This is a genomic window from Mycolicibacterium boenickei (assembly GCF_010731295.1).
GTDB classification, from domain to species: Bacteria; Actinomycetota; Actinomycetes; order Mycobacteriales; family Mycobacteriaceae; genus Mycobacterium; species Mycobacterium boenickei.
The window spans coordinates 2,162,103-2,175,443 of record NZ_AP022579.1 but is presented as its reverse complement, the minus strand read 5'-3'; the positions used below and the strand labels follow the sequence as shown (position 1 = coordinate 2,175,443).

The following is a 13,341-nucleotide window of genomic DNA, read 5'->3' as shown; positions in this document are numbered from 1 at the left end:
GCCAGCGTGCGTCCGCCGAACCGGGATGCCTTACCCCTCAATGCCTTACCCCTCATCATCCGCCGGCACCAGCCTCAGCAGGAGCAGGCGCAGCCTCAGGTCCCGGTGCGGGCGCCGGTCCCGGCGCGGGACCGACTCCTGTCCCGGGTGCCGGTGCGGGTGCATCCGGCGGCAGGATCAGCGAACTCAGCGTCGCGTCGTGCGGGATCTGCGGCGGCGTCACGCCGGGATTGTTCTGCCACTGCAGGTACGGCACCGGGGTCTCCGACTTCGCCTCGGTCTGCGGGGTGTCGTAGATGATCTGCCCCTTGTAGGCCGTGATGCTGTTGACCGGGTGGAACAGCACCGGCGGGTAGTTCATCGTGATCCGGCGCAGCACCGGACCCATGCGCTGTCTGCAGATCTCGGCGCGCTTGTAGTTGTCCGGGTTGGCGCCGATGTCGAACGTGCCACCACAGATGAACTGCGTCGGGTTGGCGAAGTTGGGCAGCGACAGCAGACCACCGACGGTGCCCTGGGCCGGGTTGTAGATGTTGTAGAAGTTGGCCAGGCCGTTGGGCGTGACGTGCAGGATCTGCTCGATGTCGTCGCTGTGATCGGTGAGGATCTGAGTGAAGTCCGCGAGCTTGCCGACCTGCGCGATCAGCGCATCGTTGTTCTCGTTCAGGAACCCACGCACGTCGCCCAGTGCCTGGTTCAGCGTGGCCAGGGTCTGATCGAGACCGCTGGAGCTGTCCGCCAGCACCTGCGAGACAGATGACACGTGATTGGTGAACTGCACGATCTGTTCGTTGCTGTTGGCCAGCGCGTTGACGAGGACCTGCAGGTTCTTCACCGTGCCGAACAGGTCGGTGCGCGAATCACCCAACCGGCCCGCGGTCTGGGACAACTCACGTAGCGCGTTGCGGAACGAGTCGCCGTTGCCGTCGAACGTGGTGGCAGCCTGATCCACGAACGCCGCGATCGGGCCCTGGACCGAGTTGGCTTGCGGCCCGAGCTGCGAACTGAGCTGGGTCAGTTGCTCTTTGACCTCGTCCCATTCGACGGGGACACCGGTGCGGTCCAGGCCGATCGACGCGCCGTCGGCCATCACGTCGCCTTCGGTGTAGGCCGGTGTCAACTGGATGAACCTGGCCGACACCAGGTTCGGCGAGAGGATCAACGCCTTGGCATTGGCAGGCACCTTGATGCCGCGGTCGAGGGTCATCTCGATCTTGACGTCCGAGGGCCTGGGCTCGATCGAGTCGATCGTGCCCACCGGCACACCGACGATCCGCACCTCGTCGCCCGGGTACAGCCCGACCGCGTTGGTGAAGTACGCCGTGAGCTTGGGACCGGTCCGAGACGGCCACACCTGGTACACGCCGACGGCGAGGACCGCCAGCAGCAGCGCGGCCAGCCCGATCCGCAGCCACCGGTTGCGACCGGACACTGAACTCTCTTGTGTCATGGCGATTTCGGCCTAACGATCGTGCGTTCGGAGATGTAGCCACGCAGCATGTCGGCGAGGCTGTCAGGCAGCTTCCCTGGCTGGAAGTAAGTGTCGAGCAGAACCTCGGACATCGACGCCGGCGGCAGACCGTACAGGTTGATGTTGAAGCCCGGACCGTTGCCGACCACCTCGGCGAGCGTGGTCGCGTACGGCGGCAGCCTCTTCAGCGCCTCGCCGATGTGCTCTTTGCGCTCCAGCAGGTTGTCCATCACCAGGTTGAGCTTCTCGAGGGCCGGCTTGAACTCCTTGCGGTTGTCCGCGACGAATCCCGAAAGCTGTTTGGACACAGCGTCGATACCGGCGATCAGGTTGCTCAGCGCCTGCCTGCGCTCGTCGAGCGCGGCGAACAGCTGGTTGCCGTCGGTGACCAGTTGGTTGACCTGCCCGGCCCGCGCGGCCAGCAGATCCGACACCCGCTTGGCGTGCGCGAGCAGTCCCTCGAGGGCCTCGTCACGCTTGTTGATGCTGCGCGACAGGTTGGCGACGCCGTCCAGCGCACCTCGCAACTGCGGCGTGGCATCGCGCAGCGTGTCGGTCAGGGTCGTCAGGGCCTGCTCGAACTTCGGCTTGTCCAGTTCGGACACGTTCTGCCCGAGGTCCTGCAGCGCGGTGTTGAGCGTGTAGGGAGTCGTGGTGCGCCCCAACGGGATAACCGTCGAGGTCCCGCTGCCCTTCGGCGTCACCGACAGCGACTTCTGCCCGAGCACGGTTTCGGTCTTGATCGCCACCAGCGATTGATCGCCGATCTTGATGTTGCGGTCCACGGTGAAGCTGACCTTCGCGGTGTCGCCGGCCAGTGCCACCCCGGTGACCTTGCCGACCGCGATGCCGGAGACGTTGACGTCGTTGCCCGGGTCGATCCCGCCGGCGTCGCTGAAATACGCGTCGTACTTCTTGCCCTGCGGGAAGAAGGGCAGCCCGGTATAGCCGAAGGACACCAGCACCACACATGCCACCAGGGCGATGCCGAAGATCCCGGTGCGTAGTGCTGTATCGCCGTCGCGCTTAGCCATTGTCCGAACACCTCCCCTTCGACGGGTCCGGCGGGCCGCCGAACGGAATCAGAATGTCGCTGCCTGCCGGACCGTTGACCTTCATCCGGATCGAGCAGTAGTAGATGTTGAAGAACGAACCGTAGGCGCCGAGTCCGTTGAGCCGCAGGTAATTCTCGGCGAGCGGTTCGATGACCTTGTTGACGTCGGCCTTGCGTTCATCGAGGCGCTGCGCCAGCGGGCGCGCGTTCTCGATGACGGCCTGCAGCGGACGTCGCGACTTGTCCAGCATGTCGGTCAGGTCGTTCTCCGCCGAGGCCAGTGGTCCGATTGCGCCGGCGATCGGGTCGCGCCCCTCAGACAGGCCGGAGATCAGCTTCTGCAACTCATCGACGCTGGAGTCGAACTGCGCGCCCTTCTCGTCGACCGTGCCGAGCACCGTGTTGAGGTTGGTGATCACGTCACCGATCAGCTGGTCGCGGGCGGCCAGATTCTGGGTGAACGCGCTCGTGCTGGTCAGCATGTTGGCCAGGGCCCCGCCCTGGCCCTGCAGCATCTCGATCACCGCGTTGGAGATCTCGTTGACCTTGTTGCCGTCGAGGCCCTTGAGCACCGGACGCAACCCACCCAGCAGTGCATCGAGGTCCAGCGCCGGCTGGGTGTTCTGCTGCGGGATGGTTGAGCCGGGCGGGAGCTTGCGCAGTTCGCCGGGACCTGAGGTGATCTCCAGATACCGGTCGCCGACGAGGTTCTCGTAACGAACCTTGGCCTGGCTCGACGTGTAGAGCTGGTAGCGCTTGTTGACCAGGAACTTCACATCGACGGTGTTGTCCTGGTTGAGCTTGACGTCCTTGACCGTGCCGACCGGCACGCCCGCGATCCGGACATCCTGGCCTGCCTTCAGCCGGGACGCCTGGCTGAAGGTGGCGTGGTAGCCGTTCTCCGAGGCGAACCGGAATTCGCCGAACACCACGACCAGCATGGCCGCAACCAACAGCATCGCGATGGTGAAGATGCTCACCTTGAGCATGGTCCGGTCAGGACGCGCACTGGACGCCATCAGAAGCGATCCCTTTCCGCGAACGCACCATTGAACAAGAACTGCAGCGTCGCCGGGGCATCGAACTGCACTTCGGTGTTCGGCTGGAACGGCACATAGGCGTTGTCGGTCACCAGGAACGGCGAGTGGTACCAGCTACCGCCGAACTGCTTCGACGGAAGGTCCGGCAAGCCACGGCAGTTGGGGCCGCCGGACGCGTTCACGATCGGCAGGCTCTCCGGATAGGTGTAAGCCGGCGCGCCGGGCAGGAAGTTCGACGAGACGAACAGGCCGGGTCGGATACCACCGATGATCGGCGCGAACCGGTCGACGCCGATCGACACACCCTTCAACACACAGCCGAACTCTGGTGAGTAGTCACTGGCCACCTTCAACGGGGCGCGCAGTCGCTGGATGGCGGCGATGTAGTCGTCGGCGGCCGGCTGCAGCGTCGCGGTGCCGTTGTTGGCCAGGCCGGTCGCGGCGAGCAGGGTGGCGTTGAGGTTGGCCTGCTCATCGACGATGGTCTTGTTCAGGGCGGGCACGTTGTCGACCACGCGGGCCAGGTCCGGCCCGGCGTCGCCGTAGATGTTGGCCACCACGGCGGCCTTGGCGAAGTCCTCGCGCAGGGTCGGCAGCTTCGGATTGATCTGGGCCAGATAGCCGTTGAGGCCGGTGATGGCGGTGCCGAGGTCGTCCCCGTGGCCGCGCAGGCCCTCTCCGAGCGCGGTCAGCGTGGCGTTGAGGCTGACCGGGTCGATCTTGTTGAGCACATCCGACAGCGTCTGGAACAGGGTGTTGACCTCGAGCTGCACGTCCTTGGCGGCCACCGTGGCACCGGGGCGCAACGACGTCGACTGCGGCTTGTCGGGCGCAAGGAACTCCACCGACTTCGCACCGAAGATCGTGTTGCCCGCGATCCGCACGGTGGCGTTGGACGGGATGTACCGCATCTCACCGCGGTTGATGGACAGCGTCAGCTTCGCCTCGTTGCCCGCGTACGCGATGTCGCTGACCTTGCCGATCTGGATGCCGCGGTATTTCACCTTGGCGTCGCGCTCCATCACCAGGCCGGCCCGCGGCGCGGTCAGGCTGACGGTGTCGGTCGGCACGAAGGCGGCGGTGTAGGACAGGTAGGTGAAGACCACCGCTGCGGCCACGATCGCGCTCAGGATCGCGGCGGCGATCCTGACATGGCGGCGGTGCTTGGAGTTTGCGTCAGACATAGAGATTCCTGCCACCTACCCGGAAAGGTTGAAGTTGCCGGACGCGCCGTAGACGGCCAGGGAGATGAACAGCGTGATGGTGACGACGACGATCAGCGAGGTGCGCACGGCCTGGCCGACTGCCACACCCACGCCGACCGGGCCGCCGGAGGCGTTGTAGCCGTAGTAGGTGTGCACGAGCATCACCGCGACGGCCATCACGATTGCCTGAAGGAAGGACCACAGCAGGTCGCTGGGTATCAGGAACGTGTTGAAGTAATGGTCGTACAGGCCTGCGGACTGACCGTTGATGAACACCGTGGTGAACCTCGCGGCGAAGAACGCGGCCAGGACCGACAGCGAGTACAGCGGCACGATTGCGATCAGGCCCGCCAGCAACCGGGTGGACACCAGATAGGACACCGCGTGCACGGCCATTGCCTCGACGGCGTCGACCTCCTCGGCCACCCGCATCGCGCCCAGCTGGGCGGTGGCGCCCGCGCCGATCGTTGCGGCCAGGGCGATACCGGCGATCACCGGGGCGACGATGCGCACGTTGAGGAAGGCCGACAGGAAGCCCGTGAGGGCCTCGATGCCGATGTTGCCCAGGGACGAATAACCCTGCACCGCAATGACACCGCCGGAGGCCAGGGTGAGGAACGCCGCGACGCCCACGGTGCCGCCGATCATGACCAGCGCGCCCGCGCCCATGGTCATCTCGGCCACGAGCCGAATGGTCTCCTTGCGGTACCGGTTGAGCGCGTTGGGCAGGTACCGAATGGTCTCGCCGTAGAACAGTGCCTGCTCGCCGATGTTGTCGACGACCTTGGGCACGCCGCGGAACAGCCGCCGGAAGCGAAGTGTGGCGTCGTAGCTCATCGCACAAGCACCCGAACCCCGATGGCCGTCATGATCACGTTGATCACGAACAGGCAGATGAAGGCGTAGACCACCGTTTCGTTCACTGCGTTACCGACACCCTTCGGGCCTCCCTTTACGGTCAAGCCGCGGTAGCAGCCGACCAGGCCGGCCACCACGCCGAACAGCAGCGCCTTGATCTCCGCGAGCACGAGCTCGCCGAGCCCGGTCAGCACTGTCAGGCCATTGATGAACGAACCCGGGTTCACGCCCTGCAGGAACACGGAGAAGACATAGCCGCCGGCCAGGCCGATCGCACAGACCAGACCGTTGAGCAGCAGCGCCACGAAGGTCGAGGCCAGCACGCGGGGCACCACGAGCCGTTGGATCGGGTCGATGCCGAGCACGCGCATGGCGTCGATCTCTTCGCGGATGGTGCGGGCACCCAGGTCGGCGCAGATCGCCGTGGCGCCCGCGCCGGCGACCACCAGCACGGTCACCACCGGGCCGAGCTGGGTGATGGTGCCGAAGGCGGTGCCTGCGCCGGACAGGTCGGCGGCACCGATCTCGCGAAGGAGGATGTTGAGCGTAAACGCGACCAGGACCGTGAAGGGGATGGCGACCAACAGCGTCGGCACCAACGAGACCCGGGCAATCATCCAGGTCTGATCCAGGAACTCTTTGAACTGGAACGGTCGACGGAAGATCTTGGCGAAGGTGTCCAAGGACATCTCGACGAAGCCGCCCACGGCCCGGGCCGGAACCGCAAGCTGTTCGATCAACCTGGGCTCCGTTCTCGGGGTACTCGGGTGGGGGAAATTCCGCGGAAACTCGCGTTAGCGAAAATTTGACGGCCACATGACGTAGCCGTTCTCCCACCCCTTGGTCTTACGGTGCTCTTAGTGAGCCGGATCATACTAACTAGAACATGTTCGCAGTGTCAAAGAATTCAAAATCCTCATGTCGGACGCCGTTTTTGCAGCTCAGGGCGTACCGAACCAACCTCTGGTTAGAACACGTTCTACTTCCGTTGAGCGACGGTCAACGAGACCGTCAGTCTCGTGAATCCATCAGCTCCGTCGCTGAGAATCCACGTCCCGAGTCACGATCAGCAAAGTAATCGTGCAGCGTCCCGCTCAGGTCTGCCGGGTTCCAGGCGTCGGAGTCCGCAGTGAAGTGCTTCTCCGCCGTCGGCGGCGCGACCAACGTGACAGTTGGACCATAGACGATGAACAGCTGAGCGTTGACGGCTTCGGACGCCGGCGAGGCCAGGAATCGGACCAGAGTGACGACGTGTTCGGTCGACAGCGGGTCGACCTGTCCGTCGGCCGTCTCAGGCGCGTCACCGAACACGCCGGCGGTCATCGCCGTGCGGGCCCGCGGCGCGATCGCGTTGGCCCGGACGCCGAAGCGCTCCAGGGCGCGGGCCGCCGACACCGTCAGGGCGGTGATGCCGGCCTTGGCGGCGCCGTAGTTGGGCTGACCGACAGGGCCCGACAGTCCGGCCTCCGACGACGTGTTGATGATCCGGCCGTAGACCGTGCCGTCGCCCGCCTTGGCCTTGTTGCGCCAGTAGACGGCGGCGTTGCGGGTCAGCAGGAAGTGGCCGCGCAGGTGCACCGCGATGACCGCGTCCCACTCCTCGTCGCTCATGTTGAAGAGGATCCGGTCACGGGTGATGCCCGCGTTGTTGACGACGATGTCCAGACCGCCCAGACCGTCGGCTGTGGCGACCAGTTCATCGGCGGTGGTGCGCGCGCTGATGTCCCCCGCCACGGCGACACCCTTGGAGCCTGCGGCCGCGATCTCGTCGAGGACGTCAGAGGCATCCAGCGCGCCTGCCATGTCGTTGACCACCACGGTGGCACCGGCCTTGGCCAGTCCGATGGCCTCGGCGCGGCCCAGGCCGGCGGCGGCACCGGTGACCACGGCCACCTTTCCGGACAGATCGATCTGAGCGGCGTCGGTCGTCATCTTGCTCCTCGCGTGCGCGGCATTTATGAATGCCTCTAGTCTTTTCGGATCAGGGCTGCCCGGGGGCATTCGGCGATGGACTGCTCGGCCAGATCTTCCTGGTCGGCAGGCACCGGATCGGACTTGACCACGGCATAGTCGTCGTCGTCAAGATCGAACAAATCGGGGGCAATACCCACGCAGACCGCATTACCTTCGCAGCGATCACGGTCAACTTCTACTCGCATGGCGACCTCCTAACGACGTGTGTACGCACGGGGCTGCGTGCGCGCAGCCACAGAATACGACCACACCTGACGGATACCAGTCCGGCACCGGCCTGGATCCTAAGACTAGAACGTGTTACAACCAGGTGAGAACTCAGGTCTACCAAGCAGTGAGGATGCAGCGCAATGCGGATCGGTTACACCCCCGAGCAGGAGGAGCTGCGTCGCGAATTGCGCGCATACTTCTCCAAGTTGATGACACCCGAACGGGTAGAGGCACTCAGCTCGTCCGAGGGCGAGATGGGTCGCGGCAACGTCTATCGCGAAACCGTCGCGCAGATGGGCAAGGACGGCTGGCTGACGCTGAGCTGGCCCAAGGAGTTCGGCGGCCAGGAGCGTCCGCCCATGGACGGCCTGATCTTCACCGACGAGGCGGCGATCGCCGGCGCCCCGGTGCCGTTCCTGACGATCAACAGCGTCGCGCCGACGATCATGCACTTCGGCACCGAGGAGCAGAAGAAGTTCTTCCTGCCCAAGATCGCCGCGGGCGAGCTGCACTTCTCGATCGGCTACTCCGAGCCCGGCGCGGGCACCGACCTGGCCGCGCTGCGGACCACGGCGGTGCGTGACGGCGACGACTACGTGGTCAACGGCCAGAAGATGTGGACGTCCCTGATCGCGTACGCCGACTACGTGTGGCTGGCGGTGCGGACCAACCCCGAGGCCAAGAAGCACCGCGGCATCTCGATGCTGATCATGCCGACCACCGCCGAGGGCTTCTCCTGGACGCCGGTGCACACCATGTCGGGTGTCGACACCAGCGCCACCTACTACCAGGACGTGCGCATCCCGGCCACCAACCTGGTCGGCGAGGAGAACGCCGGCTGGAAGCTCGTGACCAATCAGCTGAACCACGAGCGGGTCGCACTGGTGTCGTCGCAGCCGATCTACGTCGCGCTGGACGGGGTCCGCGAGTGGGCCCAGAACACCAAGGATGTGCACGGCAAGCGGGTCATCGATTCCGAGTGGGTGCAGCTCAACCTGGCTCGGGTGCACGCCAAGGCCGAGGTGCTCAAGCTGATCAACTGGGAGCTCGCCTCCGCCGACGGCGCGCCTTCTCCGGCTGACGCGTCGGCGGCCAAGGTGTACGGCACCGAGCTGGCCACCGAGGCCTACCGCCTGCTGATGGAGGTGCTCGGCACCTCGGCGACGCTGCGCCCGGACAGCAAGGGCGCGCTGCTGCGCGGCCGCATCGAGCGGTTCCACCGGTCGGCGCTGATCCTGACCTTCGGCGGCGGCACCAACGAGATTCAGCGTGACATCATCGGCATGGTCGCGCTCGGCCTGCCCCGAGTGAACCGGTAAGGACGGCACACCAATGGATTTCAAGACGACCGAAGAGGCCGCCGACCTGGGTGGCCTGGTGCGCACGATCACCGAATCGGTGTGCACGCCAGAACGCCAGCGTGAGCTCGATGGGCTCGAGCAGCGTTTCGACGCCAATCTGTGGGCCAAGCTGGTCGAGGCCGATGTGCTGTCGGCCGCGGCTCCCGAGTCGGTGGGCGGCGGTGGTCTGGGCGTGCTCGAGCAGGCCGCCGTGCTGACCGCGCTGGGTCGCCAGCTGGCCGCCGTGCCCTACCTGGATTCCGTGGTGCTGGGCGCCGGTGCGCTGGCCGCGTTCGGGTCTGAGGAACTGCGCACCGCGTGGGCTCAGCCCGCCGTGGCCGGCGACAAGATCCTCGCGGTGGCCCTCGACGGCGAAATGGGTCAGGGCCCGGTGCAGGCTCAAGCCGACGGTTCGGGCTACAAACTCACCGGTACCCGCACCCAGGTGAACTACGGTCCGATCGCCGACGCGTTCCTGGTTCCGGCCGAAACCGAGTCCGGCACCAGCGTTTTCCTGGTCTCCGGGGATGATCCCGGGGTGACGGTCAGCGTGCTGAGCACCACCGGCAAGGGCAGCGTCGCCCATCTCGAACTGCAGGGCACGGCGCTGGACGCCGCCCGGCTCGTCGGCGGCGCCGAGGTCGCCGAGTGGCTGACCACGCATTCAGCCTTGGGCCACAGCGCCTTCCAGCTCGGTGTGCTGGAACGGGCCCTGGAGCTCACCTCCGAGTACGCCCGCGAGCGCGAGCAGTTCGACCGGCCGATCGGCAGCTTCCAGGCCGTCTCGTCACGACTGGCCGACGGCTACATCGACGTCAAGGGTCTGCGGCTGACGCTGACCCAGGCCGCCTGGCGGCTGGCCGAGGATCTGCCCGCCGACATCGATGTCGCCAGTGCGGCGTTCTGGGCGGCCGAGGCCGGCCACCGCGTCGCGCACACCGCGGTGCACGTGCACGGCGGCGTCGGCATCGACATGGACCACCCGGTGCACCGGTACTTCCTGGCCGCCAAGCAGACCGAGTTCGGTCTCGGCGGGGCGACGGGGCAGTTGCTGCGCATCGGCCGCGAACTCGCGGACACGCCGGTCTAGGCATGGGGGGTCCAACCGCCGGGCCGACGGTCACCGAGCTGCTGGTCCCGTTGGCAGAGGTCACCGACCGTGGCCTCTACCAAGAGGATTCGTTCGTCAGCTGGGCCGACCACATCGCCGCCGGTGCACAACTGGCCGCGGCGCTGCGGGCACGGTTGGACCCCTCCAAGCCTCCGCATGTCGGAGCGCTACTCGGCAACACCACGTTTTTCTCCAGCCTGCTGGTGGCCGCGGGCCTGGACGGGCTGGTACCCGTCGGCCTCAACCAGACCCGCCGCGGTGAGGCACTGGCCCGCGACATCGCCAAGGCCGACTGCCAACTGGTGCTGACCGACCATCCCGAGGCCGTCCCGCCAGGGGTGGATTACATCGACGTCGAATCCGCTGGCTGGGCAACCGAACTCGCGTCGTACCGGGACACCCCGGTGACGTTCGCCGAGTTGGGCGCCGACGACCTGTTCATGCTCATCTTCACCTCGGGGACCAGCGGTGATCCCAAGGCCGTGCGGGTCACCCATGACAAGGTGGCGTTTCCGGGCCAGATGCTGGCCGACCGTTTCGGGCTGGGTCCGGCCGACACCGTGTACCTGTCGATGCCGCTGTTCCACTCCAACGCGATCATGGCCGGCTGGGCCGTCGCGGCCGCGGCCGGCGCGTCGATTGCGTTGCGGCGCAAGTTCTCCGCATCCGGTTTCATGCCCGACATCCGGCGCTACGGCGCCACCTACGCCAACTACGTCGGCAAACCGTTGTCCTACATCCTGGCCACCGACCCGGCGCCCGACGACGCCGACAATCCGTTGCGGATCCTCTACGGCAACGAGGGTGCACCGCGGGATCTCGGCCGGTTCGCCGAGCGGTTCGGTGTGACCGTGGTCGACGGATTCGGTTCCAGCGAGGGCGGTGTCGCGATCGCCCGCACCCCCGACACCCCCGAAGGCGCCCTGGGCCCGCTGACCGACCAGGTGGCGATCGTCGACGTGGAGACGGGTGAGCCGTGCCCGCCCGGCGTGGTCGGCGAGCTGGTGAACCCGACCGGCGCCGGCTGGTTCCGCGGCTACTACAACGATCCCGACGCCGAAGCGGAGCGCATGGCCGGCGGCGTCTACCACACCGGAGACCTGGCCTACCTCGACGAGGACGGCTACGCGCACTTCGCCGGCCGCCTCGGCGACTGGATGCGGGTCGACGGCGAGAACCTGGGCACCGCGCCGATCGAACGAATCCTGTTGCGCCACCCCGATGTTGCCGAGGTCGCGGTGTATCCGATCCCCGATCCGAACGTGGGTGATCAGGTGATGGCCGCACTGGTGCTGACGGCGGGCACCCCGTTCGATGCAGACAAGTTCCGGGCCTTCCTTGCCGAACAGTCCGATCTGGGACCCAAGCAGTGGCCGTCGTACGTCCGGGTCGGCCCCGGGTTGCCGCGCACCGAGACGTTCAAGGTGATCAAGCGACAGTTGTCCGCCGAGGGCACCGACTGCCCCGACCCGGTCTGGCCGATCCCCCGCAAGCCCTGACCCGGCGCGACACCCGCGTCACCCATTTCGATACCATCGGCATCGAAACAGGGAAGGCGTCAACATGCACATCGCAGTGACCGGGGGCACCGGCTATCTCGGGGCCCACACCGTGAAGGGCCTGCTGGCCGCGGGCCATCGCATCCGGCTGCTGGTCGCGCCCGGCTGCGGTGACGACGAGGTCATCGGCCACCTCTCCGGCCTCGGCAAGATGTCCGTGCTCGAGGGCGACATCCGCGACAGCGACACGGTCGGGGACCTGCTGTCGGGGTGCGACGCCCTGATCCACGCGGCGGGCATCGTCGGCACCGATCGCCGGCGCGAGCAGTTGATGTGGGAGATCAACGCGCACGCTACCGAGGCCGTGCTGAACCGGGCCGTCGAGTTTGGCCTCGACCCCATCGTCTCGGTGAGCAGCTACAGCTCACTGTTCCCGCCACCGAACGGGGTGATCTCCGCCGACACCCCGCCGGCGCCGGGCCGCAGCCCGTACGCCCAGACCAAGGCCTACGCCGATGGGGTGGCCCGACGGTTACAGGACGCCGGGGCCCCGGTCGTGGTCACCTACCCGTCGAGCGTGGTGGGTCCGGCGTTCTTCACCGCCGCCGGGGTCACCGAGCGTGGCTGGGCACCGATCGCCAAGGCCGGACTGGCGCCCCGGATGACCGGTGGCATGCAGATGATCGACGTGCGCGACGTCGCGCTGGTGCACGAGCGGCTGATGGCCCCGGGACGCGGACCCAAGCGCTACGTCTGCGGTGGCGTGATGGTGTCGTTCAACGAGATGATCGATGCGCTGGAACAGGGCACCCGCCGCAAGATCCGGCGAATCCCGTTGCCGGGGAGCGTCTTCCGCGGCATCGGCCGGTGCTCGGACCTGCTCGGCGGGGTAGTGCCGCTCGGTGACGGGATCAGCCATGAGGCGGCGCTGTTGCTGACTGCCGCCACCCCCACCGACGATCGGAGCACGCTCGTCGATCTGGACATCGAGGCCTGGCGCTCGCCGCAGGACGCGATACTGGCCTCATTCGGCCGGTGACACACCCAGGGCCCGGCTGAGCAACCGCACCAGCTGCTGGTGCAGCTCGGGGGAATCGTCGTCGATCGCCACCGTGGTGGTGAACAGAGCGGCCCCGGCCGCCATGGACAGCACAGCCTTCGCGTCCGATTCGGACCCGTATCCCCTGGCCGCGAACATCTCGATCGCCGGGCCACTGAACCCGTCCCACAGCGCCGTCCGCAGCGCGGGGTTCTCACGCAGCGCCAGCAGCAGCCCCGGCACCGCCTCGCTCACATCGGGCCGGACGAACAACTGGTGACTGCCACGGACCACCCAGTCGATCCAGCCGGCCAGATCGGTGCCGGAAAACGGTGACATGTCGGGCGATTCGCCGAGTATCGCGTGCAGCACCAACTCGGCTTTCGACGCCCACCGCCGGTTCAGGCTGGACCTGCCCACCCCGCAGCGCGCCGCGACCAGTCGAACACTCAGGTCGTCCCAACCCACCTCGACCAGTAGCTCACGCGTGGCCGCGAGCACCCGCTCATCGATCGAGGTGTCCCGTGGTCGCCCGGCCAT

13 protein-coding genes are annotated in these 13,341 nt (G+C 66.7%); 4 read left to right on the top strand and 9 right to left on the bottom strand.

Annotated elements, in window-relative coordinates; all coding sequences use genetic code 11:
• Positions 1-55: 55 nt before the first annotated feature.
• The 8 genes from G6N57_RS10195 to G6N57_RS10160 form a co-directional block, all read right to left on the bottom strand.
• A complete protein-coding gene (locus G6N57_RS10195; protein WP_077740321.1) occupies positions 56-1,450 on the bottom strand; it encodes a virulence factor Mce family protein in 1,395 nt (464 codons plus the stop codon).
• On the bottom strand, positions 1,447-2,505 hold the full coding sequence (locus G6N57_RS10190; protein ID WP_077740320.1) for a virulence factor Mce family protein: 1,059 nt from the start codon (positions 2,503-2,505) through the stop codon (positions 1,447-1,449). The genes G6N57_RS10195 and G6N57_RS10190 overlap by 4 nt, the downstream gene beginning before the upstream one ends.
• Entirely contained in the window at positions 2,498-3,544 is a 1,047-nt protein-coding gene (locus G6N57_RS10185) for an MCE family protein (RefSeq protein ID WP_077740319.1), read from the bottom strand. The genes G6N57_RS10190 and G6N57_RS10185 overlap by 8 nt, the downstream gene beginning before the upstream one ends.
• Entirely contained in the window at positions 3,544-4,749 is a 1,206-nt protein-coding gene (locus G6N57_RS10180) for an MCE family protein (RefSeq protein ID WP_077740318.1), read from the bottom strand. Before G6N57_RS10180 ends, G6N57_RS10185 begins: the two co-directional genes overlap by 1 nt.
• A 15-nt stretch (positions 4,750-4,764) precedes the next feature.
• Positions 4,765-5,607, bottom strand: coding sequence for an MlaE family ABC transporter permease (locus G6N57_RS10175; protein ID WP_077740317.1), 843 nt, complete (start codon positions 5,605-5,607; stop codon positions 4,765-4,767).
• Entirely contained in the window at positions 5,604-6,368 is a 765-nt protein-coding gene (locus G6N57_RS10170) for an MlaE family ABC transporter permease (RefSeq protein ID WP_036447442.1), read from the bottom strand. Before G6N57_RS10170 ends, G6N57_RS10175 begins: the two co-directional genes overlap by 4 nt.
• A gap of 271 nt (positions 6,369-6,639) precedes the next feature.
• On the bottom strand, positions 6,640-7,560 hold the full coding sequence (locus G6N57_RS10165; protein ID WP_077740316.1) for a 3-oxoacyl-ACP reductase: 921 nt from the start codon (positions 7,558-7,560) through the stop codon (positions 6,640-6,642).
• Between the two features lie 35 nt (positions 7,561-7,595).
• The gene (locus G6N57_RS10160) at positions 7,596-7,787 is read right to left on the bottom strand and encodes a ferredoxin (protein WP_036391771.1); all 192 of its coding nucleotides are present in this window, start codon (positions 7,785-7,787) and stop codon (positions 7,596-7,598) included.
• A gap of 165 nt (positions 7,788-7,952) precedes the next feature.
• Here G6N57_RS10160 and G6N57_RS10155 point away from each other — a divergent pair, with 165 nt between their 5' ends.
• From G6N57_RS10155 to G6N57_RS10140, 4 genes are all read left to right on the top strand, one after another.
• Positions 7,953-9,131 (top strand): acyl-CoA dehydrogenase family protein, encoded by a 1,179-nt coding sequence (locus G6N57_RS10155; RefSeq protein WP_036447440.1) that lies wholly within the window; start codon positions 7,953-7,955, stop codon positions 9,129-9,131.
• Positions 9,132-9,144: 13 nt separating this feature from the next.
• Positions 9,145-10,242 (top strand): acyl-CoA dehydrogenase family protein, encoded by a 1,098-nt coding sequence (locus G6N57_RS10150; RefSeq protein WP_077740315.1) that lies wholly within the window; start codon positions 9,145-9,147, stop codon positions 10,240-10,242.
• 2 nt (positions 10,243-10,244) lie between these two features.
• Complete coding sequence (gene fadD17, locus G6N57_RS10145; protein ID WP_077740314.1) at positions 10,245-11,762, top strand: long-chain-fatty-acid--CoA ligase FadD17; 1,518 nt, start codon at positions 10,245-10,247, stop codon at positions 11,760-11,762.
• Between the two features lie 64 nt (positions 11,763-11,826).
• Positions 11,827-12,801, top strand: a complete 975-nt coding sequence (locus tag G6N57_RS10140) for an NAD-dependent epimerase/dehydratase family protein (RefSeq protein ID WP_077740313.1) — start codon at positions 11,827-11,829, stop codon at positions 12,799-12,801.
• On the opposite strand, the gene G6N57_RS10135 is transcribed toward G6N57_RS10140, so the two are convergent.
• Entirely contained in the window at positions 12,787-13,341 is a 555-nt protein-coding gene (locus G6N57_RS10135) for a TetR/AcrR family transcriptional regulator (protein ID WP_077740312.1), read from the bottom strand. The genes G6N57_RS10140 and G6N57_RS10135 overlap by 15 nt on opposite strands.

Coding starts and splice junctions, on each gene's coding strand:
- G6N57_RS10195 (WP_077740321.1), bottom strand. CDS start 1,450: ATGACACAAGAGAGTTCAGTGTCCGGTCGCAACCGGTGGCTGCGGATC.
- G6N57_RS10190 (WP_077740320.1), bottom strand. CDS start 2,505: ATGGCTAAGCGCGACGGCGATACAGCACTACGCACCGGGATCTTCGGC.
- G6N57_RS10185 (WP_077740319.1), bottom strand. CDS start 3,544: ATGGCGTCCAGTGCGCGTCCTGACCGGACCATGCTCAAGGTGAGCATC.
- G6N57_RS10180 (WP_077740318.1), bottom strand. CDS start 4,749: ATGTCTGACGCAAACTCCAAGCACCGCCGCCATGTCAGGATCGCCGCC.
- G6N57_RS10175 (WP_077740317.1), bottom strand. CDS start 5,607: ATGAGCTACGACGCCACACTTCGCTTCCGGCGGCTGTTCCGCGGCGTG.
- G6N57_RS10165 (WP_077740316.1), bottom strand. CDS start 7,560: ATGACGACCGACGCCGCTCAGATCGATCTGTCCGGAAAGGTGGCCGTG.
- G6N57_RS10160 (WP_036391771.1), bottom strand. CDS start 7,787: ATGCGAGTAGAAGTTGACCGTGATCGCTGCGAAGGTAATGCGGTCTGC.
- G6N57_RS10155 (WP_036447440.1), top strand. CDS start 7,953: ATGCGGATCGGTTACACCCCCGAGCAGGAGGAGCTGCGTCGCGAATTG.
- G6N57_RS10150 (WP_077740315.1), top strand. CDS start 9,145: ATGGATTTCAAGACGACCGAAGAGGCCGCCGACCTGGGTGGCCTGGTG.
- fadD17 (WP_077740314.1), top strand. CDS start 10,245: ATGGGGGGTCCAACCGCCGGGCCGACGGTCACCGAGCTGCTGGTCCCG.
- G6N57_RS10140 (WP_077740313.1), top strand. CDS start 11,827: ATGCACATCGCAGTGACCGGGGGCACCGGCTATCTCGGGGCCCACACC.
- G6N57_RS10135 (WP_077740312.1), bottom strand. CDS start 13,341: ATGGCCGGGCGACCACGGGACACCTCGATCGATGAGCGGGTGCTCGCG.